The 21,205-nt window shown below is 52.8% G+C and carries 23 protein-coding genes, 5 pseudogenes and 1 other annotated feature; of the genes and pseudogenes, 15 read left to right on the top strand and 13 right to left on the bottom strand.

Translation table 11 applies throughout. From position 1 onward, the window contains the following. Positions 1 to 71: 71 nt before the first annotated feature. Both WG31_RS13785 and WG31_RS15870 read right to left on the bottom strand, forming a co-directional pair. Positions 72 to 1,103, bottom strand: coding sequence for an IS110 family RNA-guided transposase (locus WG31_RS13785; RefSeq protein WP_010511145.1), 1,032 nt, complete (start codon positions 1,101 to 1,103; stop codon positions 72 to 74). Positions 1,104 to 1,125: 22 nt separating this feature from the next. Beyond that, positions 1,126 to 1,284 (bottom strand): hypothetical protein, encoded by a 159-nt coding sequence (locus WG31_RS15870; protein ID WP_167348743.1) that lies wholly within the window; start codon positions 1,282 to 1,284, stop codon positions 1,126 to 1,128. Between the two features lie 369 nt (positions 1,285 to 1,653). Here WG31_RS15870 and WG31_RS15230 point away from each other — a divergent pair, with 369 nt between their 5' ends. The 6 genes and pseudogenes from WG31_RS15230 (at position 1,654) to WG31_RS13760 (ending at position 5,068) form a co-directional block, all read left to right on the top strand. After that, on the top strand, positions 1,654 to 2,007 hold the full coding sequence (locus WG31_RS15230) for an ArsR/SmtB family transcription factor (protein ID WP_006115729.1): 354 nt from the start codon (positions 1,654 to 1,656) through the stop codon (positions 2,005 to 2,007). Beyond that, positions 2,004 to 2,426, top strand: a complete 423-nt coding sequence (arsC, locus tag WG31_RS13775; protein ID WP_006115730.1) for an arsenate reductase (glutaredoxin) — start codon at positions 2,004 to 2,006, stop codon at positions 2,424 to 2,426. The genes WG31_RS15230 and arsC overlap by 4 nt, the downstream gene beginning before the upstream one ends. Further along, positions 2,426 to 2,533 (top strand): annotated as a pseudogene (locus tag WG31_RS15225) (ArsB/NhaD family transporter); the annotation flags it as partial. The gene arsC and the pseudogene WG31_RS15225, both read left to right, overlap by 1 nt. 57 nt (positions 2,534 to 2,590) lie before the next feature. Next, a protein-coding gene (locus tag WG31_RS13765) for an IS3 family transposase (protein WP_096884248.1) occupies positions 2,591 to 3,801 on the top strand; the annotation gives its coding sequence in 2 pieces (ribosomal slippage) (positions 2,591 to 2,876 and positions 2,876 to 3,801; 1,212 coding nt in all). After that, positions 2,869 to 2,985, top strand: a sequence feature (AL1L pseudoknot). Its footprint overlaps the gene before it by 117 nt. Positions 3,802 to 3,836: 35 nt before the next feature. Then, positions 3,837 to 3,980 (top strand): annotated as a pseudogene (locus tag WG31_RS15215) (arsenical resistance protein ArsH); the annotation flags it as partial. Positions 3,981 to 3,988: 8 nt separating this feature from the next. Further along, positions 3,989 to 5,068, top strand: a complete 1,080-nt coding sequence (locus tag WG31_RS13760; RefSeq protein WP_063355014.1) for an ArsO family NAD(P)H-dependent flavin-containing monooxygenase — start codon at positions 3,989 to 3,991, stop codon at positions 5,066 to 5,068. Positions 5,069 to 5,388: 320 nt separating this feature from the next. Here the strand turns inward: WG31_RS13760 and WG31_RS13755 are convergent, their stop codons facing one another. The 3 genes from WG31_RS13755 to WG31_RS13745 are packed head-to-tail and all read right to left on the bottom strand — an operon-like array spanning position 5,389 to position 9,003. Then, positions 5,389 to 6,390 (bottom strand): TniQ family protein, encoded by a 1,002-nt coding sequence (locus WG31_RS13755; protein WP_063355013.1) that lies wholly within the window; start codon positions 6,388 to 6,390, stop codon positions 5,389 to 5,391. Beyond that, complete coding sequence (locus WG31_RS13750; RefSeq protein ID WP_063355012.1) at positions 6,383 to 7,306, bottom strand: TniB family NTP-binding protein; 924 nt, start codon at positions 7,304 to 7,306, stop codon at positions 6,383 to 6,385. The genes WG31_RS13755 and WG31_RS13750 overlap by 8 nt, the downstream gene beginning before the upstream one ends. A gap of 2 nt (positions 7,307 to 7,308) precedes the next feature. Further along, the gene (locus tag WG31_RS13745; protein WP_245191576.1) at positions 7,309 to 9,003 is read right to left on the bottom strand and encodes a Mu transposase C-terminal domain-containing protein; all 1,695 of its coding nucleotides are present in this window, start codon (positions 9,001 to 9,003) and stop codon (positions 7,309 to 7,311) included. Between the two features lie 884 nt (positions 9,004 to 9,887). On the opposite strand from WG31_RS13745, the gene WG31_RS13735 reads away from it, so the two are divergent. From WG31_RS13735 to WG31_RS13700, 7 genes and pseudogenes are all read left to right on the top strand, one after another. Further along, on the top strand, positions 9,888 to 10,457 hold the full coding sequence (locus WG31_RS13735; protein ID WP_035366644.1) for a TetR/AcrR family transcriptional regulator: 570 nt from the start codon (positions 9,888 to 9,890) through the stop codon (positions 10,455 to 10,457). A 51-nt stretch (positions 10,458 to 10,508) separates the two neighbouring features. Next, positions 10,509 to 11,336 carry an SDR family NAD(P)-dependent oxidoreductase gene (locus WG31_RS13730; RefSeq protein WP_063355011.1) on the top strand — a complete coding sequence of 276 codons (828 nt, stop codon included), beginning with the start codon at positions 10,509 to 10,511 and terminating at the stop codon, positions 11,334 to 11,336. 21 nt (positions 11,337 to 11,357) lie between these two features. Beyond that, a complete protein-coding gene (locus WG31_RS13725; protein WP_245191575.1) occupies positions 11,358 to 12,146 on the top strand; it encodes a type 1 glutamine amidotransferase domain-containing protein in 789 nt (262 codons plus the stop codon). Between the two features lie 588 nt (positions 12,147 to 12,734). Further along, a complete protein-coding gene (locus tag WG31_RS13715; RefSeq protein ID WP_003618686.1) occupies positions 12,735 to 12,995 on the top strand; it encodes a type II toxin-antitoxin system RelB/DinJ family antitoxin in 261 nt (86 codons plus the stop codon). Next, entirely contained in the window at positions 12,992 to 13,285 is a 294-nt protein-coding gene (locus tag WG31_RS13710; protein ID WP_003618711.1) for a type II toxin-antitoxin system RelE family toxin, read from the top strand. The genes WG31_RS13715 and WG31_RS13710 overlap by 4 nt, the downstream gene beginning before the upstream one ends. 131 nt (positions 13,286 to 13,416) lie before the next feature. After that, complete coding sequence (locus WG31_RS13705) at positions 13,417 to 14,679, top strand: cation:proton antiporter (protein WP_063355009.1); 1,263 nt, start codon at positions 13,417 to 13,419, stop codon at positions 14,677 to 14,679. Beyond that, positions 14,679 to 15,134, top strand: a pseudogene (locus WG31_RS13700) (YoaK family protein); the annotation flags it as partial. The gene WG31_RS13705 and the pseudogene WG31_RS13700, both read left to right, overlap by 1 nt. A gap of 54 nt (positions 15,135 to 15,188) precedes the next feature. On the opposite strand, the gene WG31_RS15210 reads toward WG31_RS13700, so the two are convergent. Together WG31_RS15210 and WG31_RS15205 are read right to left on the bottom strand one after the other, a co-directional pair. Further along, positions 15,189 to 15,674, bottom strand: coding sequence for a helix-turn-helix domain-containing protein (locus tag WG31_RS15210; RefSeq protein ID WP_082823248.1), 486 nt, complete (start codon positions 15,672 to 15,674; stop codon positions 15,189 to 15,191). A gap of 198 nt (positions 15,675 to 15,872) precedes the next feature. Further along, complete coding sequence (locus tag WG31_RS15205; protein WP_006115867.1) at positions 15,873 to 16,451, bottom strand: DUF488 domain-containing protein; 579 nt, start codon at positions 16,449 to 16,451, stop codon at positions 15,873 to 15,875. Between the two features lie 35 nt (positions 16,452 to 16,486). Between WG31_RS15205 and WG31_RS13695 the strand changes: the two genes are divergently transcribed. Next, positions 16,487 to 16,702, top strand: a complete 216-nt coding sequence (locus tag WG31_RS13695) for a hypervirulence associated TUDOR domain-containing protein (protein WP_010512346.1) — start codon at positions 16,487 to 16,489, stop codon at positions 16,700 to 16,702. 13 nt (positions 16,703 to 16,715) lie between these two features. Here WG31_RS13695 and WG31_RS13690 read toward each other — a convergent pair whose 3' ends face one another. From WG31_RS13690 to WG31_RS13665, 6 genes and pseudogenes are all read right to left on the bottom strand, one after another. Further along, positions 16,716 to 16,988, bottom strand: a complete 273-nt coding sequence (locus WG31_RS13690; RefSeq protein WP_063354992.1) for a DUF1971 domain-containing protein — start codon at positions 16,986 to 16,988, stop codon at positions 16,716 to 16,718. Beyond that, positions 16,985 to 17,374 carry a PAS domain-containing protein gene (locus tag WG31_RS13685; protein ID WP_003631279.1) on the bottom strand — a complete coding sequence of 130 codons (390 nt, stop codon included), beginning with the start codon at positions 17,372 to 17,374 and terminating at the stop codon, positions 16,985 to 16,987. Before WG31_RS13685 ends, WG31_RS13690 begins: the two co-directional genes overlap by 4 nt. Positions 17,375 to 17,435: 61 nt before the next feature. Beyond that, positions 17,436 to 17,801, bottom strand: a complete 366-nt coding sequence (locus WG31_RS13680; protein ID WP_010512344.1) for a DUF488 domain-containing protein — start codon at positions 17,799 to 17,801, stop codon at positions 17,436 to 17,438. Between the two features lie 16 nt (positions 17,802 to 17,817). Then, a pseudogene (locus tag WG31_RS13675) lies at positions 17,818 to 18,615 on the bottom strand (IS5 family transposase). A 133-nt stretch (positions 18,616 to 18,748) separates the two neighbouring features. Continuing rightward, complete coding sequence (locus tag WG31_RS13670; protein ID WP_011251546.1) at positions 18,749 to 19,930, bottom strand: zinc-dependent alcohol dehydrogenase; 1,182 nt, start codon at positions 19,928 to 19,930, stop codon at positions 18,749 to 18,751. 736 nt (positions 19,931 to 20,666) lie between these two features. After that, a pseudogene (locus WG31_RS13665) lies at positions 20,667 to 21,008 on the bottom strand (DUF1348 family protein); the annotation flags it as partial. On the opposite strand from WG31_RS13665, the gene WG31_RS15200 reads away from it, so the two are divergent. After that, complete coding sequence (locus WG31_RS15200) at positions 20,965 to 21,192, top strand: transposase (RefSeq protein WP_231621155.1); 228 nt, start codon at positions 20,965 to 20,967, stop codon at positions 21,190 to 21,192. The pseudogene WG31_RS13665 and the gene WG31_RS15200 sit on opposite strands and share 44 nt — an antisense overlap. Positions 21,193 to 21,205 lie beyond the last annotated feature (13 nt).

Genomic DNA, 21,205 nt, shown 5'->3' with positions numbered 1-21,205 from the left:
TCACGTCGGTTCGTACATACTGCCGGATCTACCGGAGCAAGCTCCGGTGTCCATCGTTCTGCTGGTGCAGGTCAGCCTGCTGAAACACTGACACCAGCCGGACGATAGATCTCTTTACGTGACAACAACGCCCAGATGATACGAGCCATTTTATTGGCAAGTGCAACTGTTGCCAGACGCCTTGGACGACGCGCCATGAGTTCGCATAGCCACTGACCCGCAGCGCTATCCCACTTATGGGCACGATGAAGCATGGCCGTCGCACCAAGAACCAGCAACGTTCTTATCTGCCGATTGCCCGTTTTGGTAATCCTTCCCAGACGGGTTTTACCGCCGGTAGAATGCTGACGAGGCACAAGCCCCAGCCAGGCGGCAAAATGGCGCGCAGAGGCGAAAGAGCCAATATCCGCGACCGAGGCGACAATCAGAGAAGCCGTTATGGGACCGACCCCAGGGATGGTCATCAACCGACGCGCATCGTCATCGCTTTTTGCACGCGCCCGGATCTGCACTTCCAAAGCATCAATGCTCTGAGCGACCTTTTCATAATGCTCAAATAACAACATGGCACTCTGCTTCATGGCAGCAGGCAGGTCGGCTGATGTCTCTATTTTTGCCATCAGTTCTGGCAGATGGCGTGTGCCCAGAGGGGCTATCAGCCCGAACTCGGAAGCAAGAGCCCGTAACGCATTACTCAGCATGGTCTGCTGTTTGACCAGAAGAGCGCGGGCAGAATGCAGTGACAAGACACCTTGCTGCTCTTCGCTCTTGATCGGAACACACATCGTATCAGGATGAGTCGCCGCCATGCAGATCGCAGCCGCATCAACAGCGTCATTTTTCTTGCCTTTTTTGACAAATGATTTGACCCGATCAGGAGGAACCAGTCTGACATCATGACCAATCCTGCTGATCACCCGTGCCCAGTAATGAGCTGACCCGCAGGCTTCCAGAACAACTTCACATGGGTCAAGTTTTGCAAAAAATGCTGAAACTTCACTGCGACCAAGCTTGCGCTTGAAAACGCACTTTCCAATTGCGTCAGCCCCATGAGCCTGAAAAACGGATTTGGCAATATCAAGGCCAATTATGCTAGCTTTCATACGGGCGGTCTCCTCCTGATGGTCAGTGAACCTCCATCATGGCACATTGATGCCGCAGGGAGGCCGTCCACCCCATCTGGTTGGGTTCGGAATTGCCTTCATGAATCTTGACGCTGTCCAGAAAATCTGGATTGCCGCCCGCACCGAACATCATCGTGTCAAGGCCGAAAACCGAAAGCATCGTTGCCCGATCCAAATGATTTATACTCCCTGCCCAGTGGCTTCGGGCGTGTCTTGCTACGGCCAACCTAAGCGCCTGTATTCTTGCTGGTTATTTCCCATAACGATCACCCCACTCTCGGCTCCAAGTGATAGCGGGGGACTGCGCGGACTATGTCCGCTATGCGAAAGGCGAGCCAACCCACTTTTATGTCCGACATGTAGGCGACTACCGCCTGTCTGCTCTGTTTCTGCTGAGCCGACAGACAGTTTAGGGAGTAAGCGGAATGTCTGGTCTGAGCGGAAAAATTGAGGAAGCCGACAGTCGTGATCTCCGTTTCCTCACATAGGATAGCTTGACTTACGACAATATATCCACAAACAAGGATATATGGATACAGAATCCGCCCTCGCTGCCCTGAGCGCCCTGTCGCAGTCCACACGGCTGGAGATCTTCCGCCTGCTGGTGCGCCACGAACCGGACGGACTACCCGCCGGAGACGTCGCGCGGCATCTCGATGTCCCGCAAAACACGATCTCGGCCCATCTCGCCACCCTGACCCGCGCCGGGCTGCTGACCTCGCAACGCCATAGCCGGCTGATCGTCTATCGCGCCTGTCTTCCGCGCCTGCGCGACCTGATGCTCTTCCTCGTCACGGACTGCTGCGCGGGCAGTCCCGAACTCTGCGCGCCCCTGGTCGCGAGCCTGTCCTCCTGCTGTCCGTCCCCGGAATCCTGCTCATGACCATCATGATCTACCACAACCCGGCCTGCGGCACGTCGCGCAACGTGCTGGCACTGATCCGCAATGCCGGGATCGAGCCCACGACCATCGAATATCTGAAAACGCCTCCCGGTCGTGCGGAACTGGTCGATCTGATCGCCCGTATGGGCGTTCCGGTGCGCTCGGTCCTGCGGGAAAAGGGCACGCCCTTTCACGAACTCGGCCTCGATAATCCGGCCCTGAGCGATGATGCGCTGATCGACGCCATGATGGCGCATCCGATCCTGATTAACCGGCCGATCGTCGTCACCCCCCTCGGTGCGGCACTCTGCCGTCCGTCCGAGACGGTTCTGGACATCCTGCCTAACCCGCAGAGAGGCGCTTTCGTCAAAGAGGACGGGGAGAAGATCGTCGATGAATCCGGCAAGCGGATCATCTGATGCTGGCGCTTCTGATTTTCGTTGCCACGCTGGTTTTTGTCATCTGGCAGCCTCGGGGGCTGGGTATCGGCTGGAGCGCAATGGCAGGTGCCGCCGTGGCTCTGGCAACTTGAATTGCCCCGGGTTTTGTGGAGACAGAAAGACCCGTGAGGTAAGAAGAATTCATGAGCAATAAATCGAAGCGTTTTCCGCCTGAGTTTCGTGACCGTGCAGCCCGCATGGTTCTGGAGGAAGAGAAGAACCATCCTTCGCGGTGGTCTGCAGTGATGATGATAGCGCCAAAGCTGGATATTCATCCTGACACGCTGTCAAAATGGACCCGTCTGCATGAACGTGCCAATGCGCCTGCGGTGAGTGACCTGCCTGATCGAGAGAAGATCAGGCAACTGGAGCGAGAGAACCGCGAATTGCGGCAGGCCAATGAAATCCTGCGTAAGGCGTCGGCATATTTTGCCCAGGCGGAGCTCGACCGCATCTTCAAGCCATGACACGCTTCATTGAGGAGCACCGGCAGACATATGGTGTCGGGTCAATCTGCAGGGTTCTGTCGATTGCACCATCTGCCTATTATGCAACTGTTGCCAGACAGAAAAATCCGTGTGTGCGCAGCCAGAAAGACAAAGAACTGTGCGATGACATCCGTAGAGTGTGGAATAATAATTTCTGCGTCTATGGAGCGCGCAAGGTCTGGCATCAGCTCAGACGTGAAGGCGTGGATGTCGCCCGCTGCACGGTAGAGCGGCTGATGCGCCGGATGGGGCTGAAAGGCGTCATTCGTGGCAAGGGGGTCAGAACCACACGGCCTGATCCGCAACGTCCGTGTCCGCAGGATCTGGTGCAGCGCCAGTTTCATGCTCCTGCCCCCAACAGACTGTGGGTTTCGGATTTCACGTATGTTTCCACTTGGCAGGGCTTTGTTTATGTGGCCTTCATCATTGACGTCTTTGCACGGGTTATTGTGGGTTGGCGTGTCTCCTCAACGGCTCATACCGACTTCGTACTGGATGCCCTTGAGCAGGCTCTGTGCCAGAGGCAGCCTGAGGGAAAAGTGACCCACCATTCCGACCGCGGCTGTCAATATGTGTCCATTCGTTACACGCAAAGACTGGCTGAAGCGGGGCTCGTTGCTTCTGTCGGCAGTGTTGGGGATTCCTATGATAACGCCTTGGCAGAGACCATTAACGGACTTTACAAAACCGAACTCATCTATCGGCAGGGGCCATGGAAAAACAGGGAAGCTGTTGAACTGGCAACACTTAAATGGGTCGACTGGTTCAATAATCGGCGGCTCCTGTCCTCCATTGGAAACATCCCGCCAGCAGAAGCTGAGGCACGCTTTTATGCACAACAGAAATCACATGCATTAGCCGCTTAAATCAGATAAAAAACGTCTCCACAAAACCCGGGGCAATTCAGTCCCCCCTCTATGACCGGATGGTAGATGTCATGGAGGAACTGATGAAGTTCACATGGCTTTTACGCGACCGGGCCGACTACCTCGTGGACCGCTATAGCGAACGGAAGGCGGAATTCCGCCTCCCGGAAAGCCTGTGAGCCGGGCAATGGCGGAACAGTTCGATGTCGTGATCGTGGGCGGCGGTCAGGCAGCGCTCGCCGCCTCGTATTTCCTGCGCCGGACCGGGCTGACCTACGTCATTCTGGACAACGGGACGCAGGCGGGTGGTGCATGGGTGCATGGCTGGGATTCCCTGCATCTGTTTTCACCCGCGTCCTACAGTTCGCTGCCCGGCTGGCCGATGCCCGACACGCCCGATGGCAGCTACCCGACCCGCGACGAGGTGCTTGACTATCTGCACCGCTACGAGGCGCGCTATGCGCCGCCGATCCACCGCCCCGTAATGGTCGGACGTGTGGAACGCACTGACCAGAAATTCCTGAATGTCAGAACCAGCGTGGGTGATTTCGTAAGCCGCGCGGTCATCGGCGCAACCGGCACATGGTCTGCGCCCTTCATCCCCGATTATCCGGGTCGCGAATTGTTTGTCAGAACGCAAATCCACTCCTCCCATTACTGCAACGCACTACCATTTGCCGGTCAGCGTCTGCTCGTGGTGGGTGGGGGCAACTCCGGTGCGCAGATTATGGCGGAGCTGTCCCTTGTCGCCCAGGCAACATGGGTCACGCAGCACGATCCTGTCTTCTTACCTGACGATGTGGACGGACGGGTGCTGTTCGAGCGGGCGACCGCTCGCGTTCTCGGCGGCCCGTCGGCCATGCCCACCGGCGGTTTTGGCGACATCGTCATGGTGCCGCCCGTGCGAGCCGCCCGGGAGCGGGGCGTGCTCCACGCGGTGCGCCAGTTTGTACGCATGACGGCGACGGGCGTCGTCTGGCCCGACGGGCGAGAAGAAGCCATTGACGCGATCATCTGGTGTACGGGCTTCAGGCCCGCGCTCTCTATGTTTGCGCCGCTCGACGTGATCGAGCCGGACGGGTTGATCCGCGTTAACGGGCAGCAGGCCGTCAGGGAGCCACGTCTCTGGCTGCTGGGTTATGGCTCCTGGTGCGGCCCCGCATGCGCCACCCTGCTGGGGGCGGGCCGTGTCGCGCGATCCATGGTCCGACAACTGGCGGCCTGGCTTGCGTCACCGGCACAGGGTGTCCGCTTACCAAAACCTTGAGCGACTCTCTTTACGACCGACATGAGGCGAAAGCAGACTGTCCCCTTACAAAAATGTCGATGCAATCTTTAACATAATTAAAGATACTTTTCGCTTTAATAAGGAATATTCGCCTAATTAAGGGAATCAATAACGTGCTGAAATATCGGAGTATTGACTAACTTAATTAAGGAATTTCGACACTGTTGTCGAAAACCAGAAGATAATGATAATCCGCCGCTGACTGCCGTTTTTGTCGCCGAAAAAACCACTTATTCGCGATAAAAATGCAGAAGATAATGATAAAAATCCACTGATTGATGATAAAGAAGTACAAGCGGCTACAGGCCAAACGGTGCCGTGACGATTTGTCGTCCCCATGTCCTCACCTTAGGGTGTAGCCAGACCACATAATTATCAGCCGTGAGCGGTTCATTCGGAATCTGGGATTCTAGAGGATCCCAGAAAACAAGCTCTTCAAAAAACTGCTCATCGGACAATAGGATCGAAGCCAGCATGAGGATGCCAGCGGCCAGTGCTACAGGCAGCATGGCGGGTGTATAATGAAACGCTGCTTTCCAATCAGACTGCTCCTGCATCCAATATAATGGCGGCTGAGGTCTGGGGAGATAATTGATCGTGATCAGGATAATCAGCGTCAATTCTTCAACAATGGTCGTCAGCGGTCGGTCGCTACTTACACCACGCCATTGCGTACGAAGAGGCTGGCCCACGAGACTACGATTGAGATCTCTCGTCAGAGCATTCAAACATCGTAATGTCGTTCTGTTCACAGCCAGTCCCCAGGGAAGCTGGACTGCTGATGGTTTCCCCCACAAATTGATCTTGCCGCCTCTGACAGCGCATAATGCCCGCAGGCGCCCTTTCTCACTGACGAAAAGACATCCTGCGCCTGTTTTTCCGCATTGTGGACAGACTTCTTCCAGAAGCTGCCGATGACGATCACAGGTCACCGTCGCTCCCGTTCGCCATGATCGCCGCTCCCAGGGCTCATCTCCCTCTAGCAGAGCGTCCCGTACACACTCCCGACACCAGACGTGATGATCTCGAACCCACAGACGCCTTTGTGGCATTCCACAGCGCATTGCCCTGATTGAGCGTCGTGACAGGCCGGTCATGACTGCAAGATTACGGTCTGCCTGAGGTAACAGGTAGCAGTCCAGTTCCCCCGCTCCTCGGAGAGGATATCCGGCATGACGAGCAAGATGGTCAGCCCGGAGATCGTAGCGGGCGGCCAGTCTGGATAGCCATGAAGAAAATGCCTCTGCCCTGTGTGGAAATGGGACGAGCGGAAGGGATGACGGTGCCCCCTCTTTACCCACGACGGGATTTCCGTCGATGTCCTCCCATTATTACAGGCGCTTCAATGCCATCCCACACATCTTCATGCTCAAAAGCCTGATAATCAAGACGCTCGGTGCCAGAACGAATGGCTCTGATTGCTGCGCGTTCAATCGCCTTGCACGTACCCAGAGTAATGCCTCCTGTGCGCCCGACGAGCATCTGCATTAACCGCCGGGAGTCAACTGGAGATGGCTCTCGCAAAGGCAGGCTCCAGATCAATCGTGTTACAAAATGACTAAAATCGTCACCATTTTCCCACACTGGTAGTTCCAGATTCATAAAGCGGTTTCGCAACTGGTCATCAGACAGCAAAGCATGCCGTGTTTCCGGCACACCGATCCCTATCAGAGCGACACGCAATTCGTTCGACAACCAGCGCAGCAATTGCAGAAACAGTCGTTGCTGGCGGGCCGTACTTGCCAAAACAGAATTCAACTCGTCAATGACGATGACTTTGGCCTGCACCTCGGTCAACACGCGCAGAACCGTTGACTCACGTGGTGCTGTTGTCTCGAAATTGTCGATTGCAGGAACGCCGATTGCTTTGAGCAGCTGCGAAAAAAAGCGAGGCCCTGTTGGGTCATGTGGCATCAGCATGACGACGATGGGATGTAGACGGCACGTCCCGTTGTTCCCCAACCTGACAGTGTGAGTGCGTTCAAATTTTCGGACGAGTGTCGTTTTCCCCATACCGCTCTGACCGATCAGAAGCATATTTTCCATACGCTCTGAACGTGGCTGGACATAAATCTCGTTGAGGCGCCTCAGTACACGATCAGCGTGTGGGTAATCCACCCAACGCTTGGCTCGGATGTGCCGGATCCTTTCTTCGTTCCCCAATGCAGCAAGTAGTCTCACGTCTTCCGGGAGATGCGACCATTCTGCACGGCACATGATTACCAGATCTCCACACCGCTATGAGCGCCTGGAGGCGGCATTGGGATGCGGTCGGCATCGTCTTCTGCTTTTCCAGCAGGAAATTGACTTTGGTTCGGTTCTGACGGGCTATCAGCGCACCTCTGGGCGATTTCACGACGGACAAAATTCCTTCGTGCCTCGCGGCTCTGACCGCACGCTTCATTGAGGATGGCTCGCTGCTCCCTGATTGCGGCAAAAATCGAGGCTTCATCGACGGTGCGGCGTCCCTCGTCCTTTAGACGTCGAACCGCATGACGATGTTCCCACAGAGTAATAGGCTCCCGGCGTAAATCTGCGTAGGGAACGCGAACATGGTCGCCATCAGGCAGTTCTACATAAACAGCTGAAAGGTCACGGGGATCATATTTCACCCGCAGGCGCGTATCCAGACGCCCAAGCAGATGCGCAAGTCCTCCATCCTGATACTGAATATTGAATAACCGGACACCATCACGACGTATTACCCGTGTCTCATAGGGAAGAAAGTCGAGAAGAAAAGCCCTAGTATTCGCGGGATGCCGAACAGTGGTTGTCTCTGTGGCAGATGCCCATTTCGTCATGGGAGGCTGACCAAGACCACGATGGATCTCGTTGTGATATGGACCGAGAACTTCCAGCGCCAGTATCCGTTCGAACTCCCGGAACGACAGGCACGCCCGGTCTTCAGAGCGGTAATCCCCCTTCTCCACAACATTCGAGAATGTTGTGCCAGGCAGCCCTTGAATGCGACGCATCAGGGTACCCATCAGACGTTCTATGTGACCTCCATAGCGCGGAGTTGCGGGTGGTCGATAAACAATCTGAATGCCGTGTTGTTCACAACCACGCTCGAAAGCCCGGCTATGAAATTCCACTCCGTTATCGACATGAATGCAACGAGGAAGCCCACACGTTGGCCAACTGTTTTCAATCAGACGCTCCGCACGCCAGGAATCTTTGGGGAGAACCGCCTGTGTAAGGGCAAGCGCGACTGAAGTGGTGCTGGGAGCTTCGAGGGACAGAAGAAACCCCAGAACTATACGCGTATGAATATCCATCACCAGTGTTAGCCAAGGTCGACCGATGCTCGCACGAGTAACATCGTCGACTAGCATGAGATCAACCTTGGTATGGTCAATCTGAACGATATCCAAGGGCCTTTCTGCTTCGAGACCTCCTTGAAACTGATGAAAGCCAGCTTCAACACATGCCTTTCCATTCCGCCGACGCACTGTAGTTTTCAAATCACGCGCTTTTATCCGGGACAGCACTGTGTTGAAGCATGGAGGAACATGGCCATGAGCACGACAGTCCAAAACAAACAGTCCGTAAAACCGTTTTAACGTCAGTCGCTCTCGTTTCATAAAAAATCTGTCGATCGCCTGATCGATTATTTGTTCGATATGTGGGGGTAGCCGCCTACGTCCTTTACGGGGGCCGGGCGATTGTAAAGTCATGGCTGAAGTTGTTTGTTCCGCACGTAGTTTACGGATCAACCTGTAAACATGAGGAATGCTGATCTGAAGAAGCCGAGCAGCTTCGTTTACTTCACACAGGGATAACCGCTGTTTTTCAGAAAGGGGACGCAACACATCACTGCGCTGAACTGCAATCGTCCACGCTGTGTCCTCAACAGTATACACAGAGCTTTGCATGTGCACTGACCCCATGATGTTCTGACCTTCATGCGGCACCTGGACGTTTCTCTATATTACCCTAATTATCATATCAGGCTCGACTTCTGAGAACATATTTTAAGTCCAGATCGAAATTATTTAATTTCCCAGCCTGTCCACCAGATAGATGCCGACTTCACCATGCCTCATGGCCTCCACATCCGCTGTAAAGCTATGCAAAACAGTCATCTGTTCGTCGCAGATCCTGCGTCAGCCTGCGCGGTGGCGACACCGAGAATGCCGGGACGATATGGACCCTCGAATAGGTCCCCCAGCGCGTAGCGGGATTTCCAGGTAAGCCGCCGTTGCAAGGCGTGCCAAGCGCGATCGTGCACAAGATGGCAGCGCTGGCAGAGGGCACGCAGATTGCTTAACCGGTTGTTGCGCGGGTCATGATCCAGATGTGCAGCGGCCAACACCACCCGGGTTTCGCGTGCCTCGATCAGGTCAATGAGGTCCGGACCGCCAGTCTTACGCCCTTTGGTGTCCCGCCAGTTTCCCGTGCCTACATCGAACCAGAGACCAGAGGCCACCACCCGGATCCGCTGGCCATGCGGACGGCCACAGACCTGACACCGTCCCTGCGCTCGTTCAAACCTTACGTGTCGGCTGATCTGTGGCCAATCGGGAGGGTAAAGCCACCTGAGTTCTGGACGGATCGGCACAACATGCGTCCCTGAGAAATGTTACCTTTTGTTCTCATAGCATAATACGAAAAGAAATGCCGACACACGCTCGGATGACGCTCCGCTTTCGCCTCATTTGAGACAAACAGGGGCCGAATTGACGTATCTTGAAGCAGACATGGATTTCGGATCCCTTTACCGCTCTTGCCATTTTTCTTGACTACGGCCTGCTTGTCCTATAGACGAGTGACTACTCACTCATAAGAACGTATCGAGATGGCTAGACCCTTAAGCGAAGAAAAACGTGCCGCCATTCTGCGCGCCGCAACCGAATTGGTGGCAACCGTAGGTACAAGTGCTGCCACATCTCAAATTGCAAAGCGCGCAGGCATCGCTGACGGAACCTTGTTCACTTACTTTCCGACGAAAGATGACCTGCTCAACCAACTCTATTTGAGCATCAAATCTGCCCTGGCCGAAGCGATCATGACAGATTACCCGTCGCGGGCCGGGGTTTTCGAGCGTACCCGACACTGCTGGGACAGGCTGGTGAACTGGGGAGCAGAGCATCCCACGCAGCATAAGGCGATGCGGCAGCTTTCAGTGTCTGACCGAATATCGCGAAACACTCGTGATGCGGTTAATCTCGCATTCCAAGACATCAACACGATGATTCGAGATAACCTCAGCCGGGATGCTGCCGACGATGAATCTGCGGCCTTTGTCGGTGCGCTCATCACAGCGATGTCGGATGTAACGCTCGACTGTATCGCAGCCCATCCCGAGAAGATCGATCTGTATCGGGAGAGCGGCTTTCAGGTCTTTTGGAACGGCGTGAGGCCGTAAGTGTAATTGTCTTTATTAAATGAGTGAGCAATCAATCGAAAGGATCGGAAAATGTCTAAAATCTGGTTTGTGACTGGCAGTTCGCGCGGGTTGGGTCGTGACATCGTAGACGCGGCTTTGGCGGCAGGTGACAGCGTCGTTGCAACAGCGCGCAAACCGGCTGATCTTGATGCCATGGTTGCGCAATACGGCGACCGTGTATTCCCTCTTGCCCTTGACGTTACCGACGCCAGAGCCGCGCAGGCCGCTGTCCTGCGGGCGAAAGAACACTTCGGACGTATTGATGTTGTGGTGAATAATGCAGGCTACGCCAATATTGCCTCAGTCGAAGACATCACGATTGAAGACCTCACGCAGCAGGTCCAGACAAACTTTTTCGGAGTGGCCTATGTCAGCAAGGCCGTTCTTCCAATCCTGCGTGAACAGGGGCATGGACATATCTTCCAGATTGCCTCCATTGGCGCGCGTATCGCAACTCCCGGCCTGAGCGCCTATCAGGCGGCAAAATTCGCGGTACGGGGCTTCTCTCTTGCGCTGGCGCAGGAAATGGCACCGCTTGGCGTCAAAGTCACAACGATTGAGCCGGGCGGAATCAGAACCGACTGGGCTGGCTCATCCATGAAAATCCCGCCAATCAGTGCACCCTACGAACAGACAGTCGGGGCGTTTGCCAAGATGATACGTGAGAGTTCAGGCCATCAGAGTTCGGATCCGGCCAGGATCGCCAGTCTGATTGTCGATCTGGCGAACCGTGAGGATGCTCCGACGGAACTGCTCGTCGGTGTGGACGCTGTTGAATATGCGAAGCAGGCTGCTGAAATCCTGTCAGAAAATGACCGTAAGTGGCGGAGCCTCTCGATCACGACTGCGGCAGACTGATACAGTATGACGGGACAACAAATGAAACGCGCACATATCCTCGTTTACACCTCATCTGCGACCAAGATCCCTCTTGTAGGAGGGGGAACGCATGATGTCGGCATTTTTCTTGGTGAACTGGTAGAGCCGATTGAACCTTTGATTCGGGCCGGACATCTCGTGGAGTTTGTCAGCCCTGATGGAAAGGGCTGCGTGATTGATCCGGCATCTTACAGAATAACAAATTGGGGACTGTCCAGAAGCAGGATGGAGCATGCCAGAAATTTCTTTGAGACAACTCTCCAGGAACTGGGAGTTGGAAACCCGGTGAAACTGTCTGACATCCTTGCCGACAAAACCAGACTGAATAGCTACGACGTCGTTTTTATCCCTGGGGGACATGCTCCTATGACAGATGTTCTGCATAAGGACTGGCTGGTGAGTGATGAATACAACGACCAGACCGGTGAGTTGTTATTGCATTTTCATAAGAACAATAAAATTACGTCCGCCATCTGTCATGGATCTGCTGCACTTGGAGCGGCTCCCCAAGTGAATGGCAAATGGATCTATGCCGATTACAATATGACCTGTGTCAGCATGGCCGCTGAATGGCTGACGGAAGATATTCCGTTTTTCAATATAGGCGGCCATATGCCGGATTATCCGGTGCGTATTTTGAAACGACTTGGCGGCAAGGTTCATACTAAAATGCTCGGCAGAAGCAACGTAGTAGAAGATAGAGAACTGATTACGGGCCAAGATCCTTATAGTGCCAAGGAACTTGGAGAAAAGCTCATGAAAAAAATTGAAGTGAGACAAAACTTCTGAACGCAATAATGTTTCCATCCGATCACCAATAAGCCACGCCTGATCCGCGTGGTTAAAGGAGCCTGATTAGCGTTAATCCTCAAATGCGCAGATTGGCGGCGTGCCATAGAACCGGCTCAGGCGAAGGATTTACCGGGATCGTCAGTATGTATCAGATATTGTTCCCAAAGAGCAAAGATGTCCGCTTCCCCCCCCCATTGCTGACGTAACTTCTGCCAGAATACGCAGTTAAATTCTCACGAAATTAGCCTGCTATTTTTATCATTAATAAGTGGATTTTTATGACCTAGGTAGAACATTATCCGGATTAAATGGATTCATAAGCCGCTGATAAATAATAACTTTGATTATCATTATCTTCTGGTTTTCGACATTTTTTCGGAAACCAGAAGATAGTAATAAATTCCCTTGCCGCACGGAAACGCCCGCAACGATGCCGACAGACCCAGACATTCCGCTGTCGCCTCTTTTCTGCCGTTTCCGCAACCGATCAGGTTTCTCGAATGCAGACATCAGCATCGACCATCTTTCGCTTCATTTGTACCAACAGCTGTGATACATATGTGCATACACGCAAGGAGGCTTTGTATGTCTGCTGTTACATTCCGGGTAGATGAAACGCTGAAGGCAGCCGCAGTTAAGAAGTTGTCGGCTCAAGGCATTTCACTTTCTGACGCACTGCGCGATACGCTCGCGTATATTGCTGAAACGGGTCGCTCTCCCGTCAAGCGGAGGCTTGTCACAGACGAGGATGCGGAGCTTATCGAGATTGTGCGCGAACGCCTAAAAAACCCTGCCCAAAAGCATCGTATGACTTTTGCAGAGCTTAAGAACCGTCATCGCGAATGAAAGAGTATTGTCTTGAATTCGACGACAGAGCACTCAGAGAGTGGGATGCTCTTGACGGCAGCGTGCGTAAGAAATTTGAAAAGAAGCTGGAAAAGCTGATCTGGAACCCTCACTCTCCAGGAAACGAACTGCATCGCGACCTATCAGGGTTTTATAAGATCAAGCTTCTGAAAGATGGTTACCGCCTTGTTTATCAGGTCATCGACGAACGGATCGTCATCTATGTAATTGCCGTTGGCCGGAGAGCCGATAATGAGATTTATGAACTGGCTTCGAAGCGAACGGAGTGAATTTACTTTCTTGGTAGAAAGTCAGCTCCCGCCCTCATTTTTGCCATTCAATGCCCGGTTAAGTTTCTCGAATAACAGACTATTCCCGGTTTTTCTTGACGTGAGGCGCCAGGGCGGCCAGCGATGAGGCCATGGATACAATCAGTCTTCTTGCCCTGCTCCTGACCTTCTCGGCAGGCTTCAGCATTCTCAACCACCACACATTGCGTGTTCCTGTCACGATTGGCGTTCTGGTCTTCTCATTGCTGACCTCGCTGTTGGTCATGATCCTGAACCCGCTGATCCCGGCCTATGATCTTCAGGCTCTCCCACGATCCGTGCTCGGTGCCATCAATTTGCCTGCGGCACTTCTGAACGGTGCCCTTTCGCTGCTGCTTTTTGCGGGAGCCATGCAGGTGAATGTCGGACATCTGCGCGCAAAGCTGATGTCTGTGACCGCTCTCTCCATTCTGGGAACCGTTCTGGCCGTGGCGTTTCTGGCGGTCGCGGCGTGGTGTGTTTTCCCGCTGCTGGGCCATGCCGTTCCCTTTACATGGTGCATCGTACTTGGCGCCATTCTCGCTCCGACAGACCCGGTTTCAGTCGTGGGGATGCTGAAACGTCTCGGCCTGCCAGGACCGATACAGGCCGTTTTTGCGGGTGAGAGCCTGTTCAATGACGGCGTGGGCGTCGTCATTTTCGGTGTGACGATCGGGCTGGCGACTGGAGACAGTCAAGGGGTGGGCGCTTCTGAGATTGCCATGAGCTTCTGCCGCGAAGCGCTCGGTGGTGGTCTTCTTGGAGCGATAACCGGGTGGATCGCGCTTCGTGTGCTCAAGGCGCAGCGTGACCCGCATATCGATCTGCTGACCTCGCTGGCTCTGGCGACCGGAACCTTCAGCATCGCCAATCAGCTGGGGATGTCCGGAGCGATTGCCGTCGTCGTGGCCGGACTATGTTTCGGAACCAGTTACAGCCATTCCGTTTTCGATGAAGTATCCCGCAAGGAACTCGACATTGCATGGACGCTGATTGACGAAGTGCTGAACGTGCTCCTGTTCATGCTCATTGGCTTTGAAATATTGGAGATCACGCCGCATCTGTTTACGGTGCTGGCGATGCTTGCTGTGATCCCGCTGTCTATTGCCGTGCGGGCATTGAGCGTGCTGTTCTCCACCCTGCCGGTTCATCTCCGGCAGTGGGAACGGGGCCGTGTTCTCGGTATCCTGACATGGGGCGGCCTGCGTGGCGGCATCTCGGTTTCTCTGGCGCTTGGCCTACCACCCGGAGACCTGCGCGACCTGCTACTGCCTGTTTGCTATGGTGTCGTGGTGTTCACCATCATCGTGCAGGGTCTGACCATGGAGCGGGTCGCCCGCAGGCTCTATCCGTCAATCGCTTCCCGGTCGCAATAATGCCCTCCTCCCTTCTCCCGGTCTCGATTTCCGCCCGGCGGGTTCTCATTCTCGGGCTTGTCGCAGGCTATGTGGATGCCCTGAGTTTCGTCGATCTGGGCGGTGTCTTTGCAGGCGCGATGACGGGCAATACCACGCATATGGGCGCCTCGTTTATCAGCGGAAACTGGCACCATGGCCTGCTTCTGGTGGGTGTGCTGGGTGTCTTTTTCCTTGCCGCCATCCTGTCCGGCCTGATGCGGCTGTTATGGTCGCCAGCTTATGGTGTCATGGTGATGACAATCTTCATGGTTCTGGCACAGATCGTGCATGGATCCTCCCTACGCTACTGGGGCGAATTTCTCGTGCTTCCGGCACTGCTGGCTGTTCAGGGCGAAACGATCGCGAAATTCTCCGGCACGCCCATGCCCACGATCGTCGTGACAACAAACCTGCTGAAAGCCGCATCGGGAATTCCAGCTCGTCGACCAACCATGGCGCATCATGTCAATCGGGCTGCGCGATTGCGCTCATAGGTTATAGCAATCAACGGTTGGTATAATGTGCCCGCAAAGACTAATTAACTGAGCATAATTTAAAATCACTATTTCCGAACCGTTTACTTCTAAAATTTCACCACGAAACCGTGTTATAATACGGGATAAATTTTCAGGTGTCATGCGAAGCTCGGCTGCCACCAAAGATTTGCTATGCGGAAGTACGACTTTTTTTCGATTGTCCTGTATAATGGAAAGTTTCACGAGATAACAGAACAAACGCTGTGAACCACTACAATGATAATAACAACTCGTCTGATTGATGTTATTCCTAAATTGTTTTGCAACATATTCCAGCATAATACGCGCGAACGATGAATGAAAAGAACACAATACGTCTATAATATTTGCATCAATCTGAAGCATCGTCGCTGCTGAGGCACAATAAGCTTCCAGAAGATAAGGTTGTCGTGTTACGACCGCTGCAGGAAGAAGAAAGTCACCGGTTATCATACTCATAACAGTGATATTTTCTTTCTTTTCTGGATGCGGACTCCTTAAGTGTATGATGCCATCAAACACAATCCACAAATTTTTTGGTTTATCGTTTTTTTCACAGATGACAAAAGAACGCGTTTTTCACGCTTTGAAACACCATCAAAGAGTCTCAGAGCGCTGAACATTTCTTCAGGTTCCGATGGAATATTCTGATTTTTATTATGACTTCTCATCATTTTGGACACATACGGACTCTGGAAGAGGATACGTTAAACAACCTGTTGGTTCGACAACAGCACCAGGCGTAAGAACGCCTTCCTGCGTGTTCGTCAACGACAGGATATGGATCACCGTCAAACCTTTAGAAAGAAGATAATCTGAAATAATGCGCCGATGACACCGCCACCAAAGAACCTCTGCGCACATTAAAACAACCGTTTCATATCGGCTCGCTTCGATTAAAGTTGCTAGACCTTTCTGAAATTCATCGCTTAAAGCATAGTCGGCATAATTATGAAAACTTTGCACACGCCAGAATGCATTAATCGTAGGTGCAACGGTTCTAGACCGCGGACGTCTCCCGCCTAACTCCGGAAAATGACGATAAATAACGTTTACTTTCCCAAGCGCTTCAGACAGGACATTACCATTGTAATCCCGATTACGCCTGGAATACGGAAACGCACGAACATCCGCCACGAATGTAATATGATAATGACAAATAAGTGTTATAAACTCGTCAAGGGAATGCGTAGAGTGACCAATCGTATAAATCGTCTTACATTTAACCTTGGTCATTTTACAGTGTCTTCGGTTGCATAAGGAAAATTACCATGTCTTCACAAACCTTCAGAATTGGCGACATTGTTTCATGGAACTCTGAAGCCGGTTATGTCACAGGTAAAATTACGAAAATTCACACATCACCATTTCTCGTCAATGGGTATCATCATCATGCGTCAGGCCAGGAACCTCAATACGAGATTGTCAGCCAGAAAACTGGGCATATAGCATTTCACAAAGGGTCGGCCCTACAGCTACAGATGTAAGTGTTCATATACTTCACAAAGAATGAACTGGATCAGAATCGTAAAACTCCAGTTTTAGCCGGACCAAACCAGATAATTTTAGGTAATGCGCCTGCTCCGGTTTGATAAGGCCTGGTTCACAAGGTGTCAGATGCCTGACTTCTCCAGTGTCAACGTACACGAGCGTCGCAGTTCCTTCCAGAATACGGATAACTGCCCATACGCCAGCCTTCGTGGCATGACGCTGACGCAGACCTGCGGGAAGAGTTATCGCATTGAACTCCGACGTAATACGATACGGTTTCATGGCTGCTTCCTGATATCACGAAAAACAACCTTTATCGCATCGATATTCCCACTATGGTTTCTTATGATATCCATATTGAATACAACAACAATCTGCGAACCATTCCGTCTTAAAGCCGGCACGGTGAGTGTACGATCTGAATTAAAACCTGTTACTCCCTGCTCCACGACATAAGACCAACCTTTCCAGTGCCGTTCACGTAATTTTTCCGGTATAATCAGATCAAGTGACTTCCCAATAGCTTCCTCCGCCGCAAAACCAAACATCTGAACTGCGTTGTCATCCCACAACTCGATGATGCCTGAGCGATGGACCCGGACAATCGCATCGTCACAAATAATGGGAGAATTCTTTTGATCTGTTTCAGCAAAACTTAAATTCGGCATGGAACATAATTCCTAAAAACGTGATAACGGATGAATACTTTTTATACGTTAGCGTCAATACCTATATGTCCTGCTCATCCAGAAATTTCTGGAGAACAAGAGCGTGATTATGAAGCGGATCATGCGCAGCATAAAGAAGAGTGATCCTCCCTTTTTTCATAAGGTTCTCAAGTTTTTTGATGTCGGAATTTCCTTCAGAAAGCTCATGACGATACCTGAGTTTGAATTCATCCCAGTGAGCCGGGTCATGATCAAACCAGTGTCGAAGATCGGAGCTTGGAGCAGCATTCTTTAACCAATAATCCATTTTAACATCTGATTTGTGCAACCCTCGAGGCCACAATCGATCCACAAGAACACGAACGCCATCTATTTCCGAAGGCAGATCGTAAACTCGTTTTATCCGAACGTCGTGTCGAGATTTCATGAGAGATTAGGGCCTGTTAGGGCTTGATCCAGTCTGCTGCGGCAGGCGATGTGGATGACCGCGAGGAACGACGTTGCTGTTTTTTCATATCTGGTTGCGACAGCGCGCCACTCCTTGAGGCGAGCCCAGAGGTTCTCAACGAGATGCCGACACCGATAGGCCCATTTGGGGCAGGCGACCGGGCCATCGCGTCGTTTCGCAGGAATGGCTGGCCGTGCTCCCATGTCCCATATCCGTTCACGCATGGCGTTCGACGCGTAGCCCTTGTCCGCTACTACCCACAGGGGAGTGGCGGGAAGGCTGTCGAGCATGGCTGGTGCCAGAGGCAGTTCATGAGCCTGTCCAGGGGCCAGCGCAAAACCGAAGGCTTTTCCATGTCCATCAGCGATCACGCAGACTTTTGTGCCATAGCCGCCGCGAGAGCGGCCAAGTGCTTCACGATGGTCTCGCTCTTCGAAAGAGGCCCCTTTTTTTGGGCTCCCGCCGCTTTGTGGTGAGCCCTGATGTTTGTGCCATCCAGAAAAGTCATTCCGAATGCCACTCCCTGTTGTTCCTGAACCAGTGCGAGCAGCCGCTCCCATACGCCGAGCTTCGCCCAGCGGATGAAAAGCTGCGCAGCCCGCCACCACGGACCCAGTTCAGCGGGGATACTCCGCCATTTCGCGCCATTCTCATGACGCCAGAAAATCGCTGCTATCGTCCGCCGCAGATCATGTGGCGGCGTCTTGCCCCTCGGGCGAACCTCCTCAATCAGAGGTTCCCAGATCGCCCATGTCTCGTCCGTAAAGGTGCCTGTTCTGTCTCCTTCTTCCATCCCTACAATATGGGAAGAAATTCAAGATCTAACAGGCCCTAAGATTGTCTACATTATTTGTGCTTAGATTCGACATTTGCCTCTTGGATCTACAGAGAGGCAAATGTCGCCTGCGTCCAAGCCTCAGCAGCCCTCACCCATGCGGGCGAAACACGACCTTGGTGCAGCGATCTTTTTTGTCCCTGAATTTTTCATACAGTGCTGGCCCGTCTTCCAGGTTTGAAGACCGATGACTGATGACAAAAGAAGGATCGATTTCCCCTTTCTGGATGCGTTCCAGCAGAGGCTTGAGATATTTCTGCGTATTTGTTTGCCCAGTCCGCAGGGTCAGTCCCTTGTTCATGAGGATACCGATCATGACTGGCCCAAGGGCACCGGCATAGACACCAGGCATGGAAAGAATGCCGCCTGGGCGGCATCCGAGGATGGCCTGATTGAGAGCGAATGGCCTCTCGAGTGTTGTCGCTGAAAGCAGTGCTGAACCGACTTTTTGCATCATGGTATCGGCGCCATGTGCTTCCATACCGACGGCTTCGATAACGGCATCTGGCCCAAGTCCATCAGTCATTTCGACAAGAGTTTCCTGGATGTTCTGAGTACGGAAATCTATGGTTTCCGCACCTGCTGCCCGTGCCATGGCCAGTCTTTCCGGGACTTCGTCAATGGCAATGACGCGCTTTGCTCCCAGCAGAAAGCAGGAGCGGATCGCCATCTGTCCAACCGGACCACATCCCCAGACAGCAATGGTTTTTTCGGATTCGGGAGTGATCTCGCAGTTTTCTGCAGCCTGGTAGCCGGTAGGGAAAATATCGGACAGGAAAAGGACCTGCTCGTCCTCCAGTCCTTCGGGGACAATAATGGGTCCGACGTCTGCATAGGGAACACGCAGGTATTCGGCCTGTCCGCCTGAAAAACCACCTGTGATATGTGAGTAACCAAACAGGCCGGCTAGAGGGTATCCAAAGGTTTCGGCCTGCTGGCGCCTGTTGGGATTTGTGCGCTCACAGCAGCTCCAGTTACCCCATTTGCATTGTCTGCATTCGCCGCAGGAAATCGTAAACGGTACAACGATACGATCTCCAACCGAGAGACGCTTATTGTCTTTTCCGACTTCGACAACCTCCCCCATTGTTTCGTGCCCGAGAATGTCACCACATTTCATGGTCGGCATGAGGCCGTCCATCAGGTGCAGGTCAGAACCACAGATGGCACAGGCCGTCACCTTGATGATGACATCCCGCCCCTCAATGATTTCCGGGTCACGCACACTTTCACAGGTAATCTTGCCCTTTTTCTGCCAGGTCAAAGCTTTCATGGGAGGTCGTCCTGTTCTGGAGAGATGCAGGAGAAACGCCTGATGGTGTCGATAGTTTGGAAGGTTCCTGCAAACAAAACTTGATGCAGGTCTCGGGCTTGTGAGCGAACGTTTTCCTGAACCCCGTGCATGTCTCCCGTCGCGTCGCCGGAACAGAGTTTAGGTATCAGAATATCGTATTAGTCAGTAGTATCCTAATATTTGTATTATGATTATGATTATTCCAATAACTATCTGATTTATTTTATAAAATACAGACGGATAAATTGGGTTGATATTTTCTGTTGCATGGTATCTGCGTGATCAAGGTCTGCTTCAGGCTGCCTTTTGCACTACATAATCATACGATCAGTATCCGTTGTGAGGTAGAGTTTTACTGTTATGCGGTAATTTCAGATCGGTAATGCTGCTCAATGACCGGAAATATCACGACATGATCCGCCTCAGACAGAGCCAGACGGTGCCGGTGGATCACAGCTGACGTAACCCTGTTTTCGTTTTTCAAAGGCCAGTCGCCAGCCGATCTGAGATTTCGACTGAGGAACATCAGACGGTGGCAACTGGTTATCCGATACGGTCTAAGAAAGCTGCTTTGTCGGGCTGTTATGGACCGCAGAGCTGCTTAGCAGTTGCACTGATGTGTCGTCCCAACCTGACAGCCTTTCTGAGCACAACAATGACTCTTACGATACGAGCACGCCGGGACTTACGAAAACTGTTTCCCGGTATCGGATACTTAAAGTCCCAGCGCGGAAAGTCCTGGATGATCCTCCGGACGACGTCCTGCAGGCCAGTGAAACAGGCGATCATCGGCTGAAATAGGCTGATCGTTGATCGATGCCGCACGGTAGCGCATCAATCCCGCTCCATCGAACTCCCAGTTCTCATTCCCATGCGACCGGAACCACTGCTCGGCGTGATCTTTCCATTCATAGGCAAAACGCACGGCGATCCGGTTGTCCTGAAACGTCCAGAGTTCCTTGATGAGTCGATAGTCCTGTTCGCGCTCCCATTTGCGCTTCAGAAAAGCGACGATTTCTTCGCGCCCGGTAATAAATTCCAGACGATTGCGCCATCGACGCGGAAATCTCACAGAAGGGTTTGAAATCCTGCCGCGTCGGTGGGTTGTGGAACGGACCTTCGGTTGGATGATCCGCTGGCGTCGCCTTGTGAAGGACTACGAACAGCGGATCGACGTCGCAGAGGCCATGATCCACATCGCCATGGGAAGCCTCATGCTACGCCGAAACGCTCATCCGTGAATTTCCAAAAGGG

The organism is Acetobacter oryzifermentans, assembly GCF_001628715.1.
GTDB classification, from domain to species: Bacteria; Pseudomonadota; Alphaproteobacteria; order Acetobacterales; family Acetobacteraceae; genus Acetobacter; species Acetobacter oryzifermentans.
Note: the sequence above shows the minus strand (reverse complement) of the source record. Positions and strands in the feature narration are given on the sequence as shown.

Bases quoted from the DNA above. Each gene is read 5' to 3' on its own strand.
- WG31_RS13785 (WP_010511145.1), bottom strand. From the start codon at position 1,103: ATGAAAGCTAGCATAATTGGCCTTGATATTGCCAAATCCGTTTTTCAG.
- WG31_RS15870 (WP_167348743.1), bottom strand. From the start codon at position 1,284: ATGCTTTCGGTTTTCGGCCTTGACACGATGATGTTCGGTGCGGGCGGC.
- WG31_RS15230 (WP_006115729.1), top strand. From the start codon at position 1,654: ATGGATACAGAATCCGCCCTCGCTGCCCTGAGCGCCCTGTCGCAGTCC.
- arsC (WP_006115730.1), top strand. From the start codon at position 2,004: ATGACCATCATGATCTACCACAACCCGGCCTGCGGCACGTCGCGCAAC.
- WG31_RS13760 (WP_063355014.1), top strand. From the start codon at position 3,989: ATGGCGGAACAGTTCGATGTCGTGATCGTGGGCGGCGGTCAGGCAGCG.
- WG31_RS13750 (WP_063355012.1), bottom strand. From the start codon at position 7,306: ATGTGCCGTGCAGAATGGTCGCATCTCCCGGAAGACGTGAGACTACTT.
- WG31_RS13735 (WP_035366644.1), top strand. From the start codon at position 9,888: ATGGCTAGACCCTTAAGCGAAGAAAAACGTGCCGCCATTCTGCGCGCC.
- WG31_RS13730 (WP_063355011.1), top strand. From the start codon at position 10,509: ATGTCTAAAATCTGGTTTGTGACTGGCAGTTCGCGCGGGTTGGGTCGT.
- WG31_RS13725 (WP_245191575.1), top strand. From the start codon at position 11,358: ATGAAACGCGCACATATCCTCGTTTACACCTCATCTGCGACCAAGATC.
- WG31_RS13715 (WP_003618686.1), top strand. From the start codon at position 12,735: ATGTCTGCTGTTACATTCCGGGTAGATGAAACGCTGAAGGCAGCCGCA.
- WG31_RS13710 (WP_003618711.1), top strand. From the start codon at position 12,992: ATGAAAGAGTATTGTCTTGAATTCGACGACAGAGCACTCAGAGAGTGG.
- WG31_RS13705 (WP_063355009.1), top strand. From the start codon at position 13,417: ATGGATACAATCAGTCTTCTTGCCCTGCTCCTGACCTTCTCGGCAGGC.
- WG31_RS15210 (WP_082823248.1), bottom strand. From the start codon at position 15,674: ATGAGTATGATAACCGGTGACTTTCTTCTTCCTGCAGCGGTCGTAACA.
- WG31_RS15205 (WP_006115867.1), bottom strand. From the start codon at position 16,451: ATGACCAAGGTTAAATGTAAGACGATTTATACGATTGGTCACTCTACG.
- WG31_RS13695 (WP_010512346.1), top strand. From the start codon at position 16,487: ATGTCTTCACAAACCTTCAGAATTGGCGACATTGTTTCATGGAACTCT.
- WG31_RS13690 (WP_063354992.1), bottom strand. From the start codon at position 16,988: ATGAAACCGTATCGTATTACGTCGGAGTTCAATGCGATAACTCTTCCC.
- WG31_RS13685 (WP_003631279.1), bottom strand. From the start codon at position 17,374: ATGCCGAATTTAAGTTTTGCTGAAACAGATCAAAAGAATTCTCCCATT.
- WG31_RS13680 (WP_010512344.1), bottom strand. From the start codon at position 17,801: ATGAAATCTCGACACGACGTTCGGATAAAACGAGTTTACGATCTGCCT.
- WG31_RS13670 (WP_011251546.1), bottom strand. From the start codon at position 19,930: ATGAAAGCTTTGACCTGGCAGAAAAAGGGCAAGATTACCTGTGAAAGT.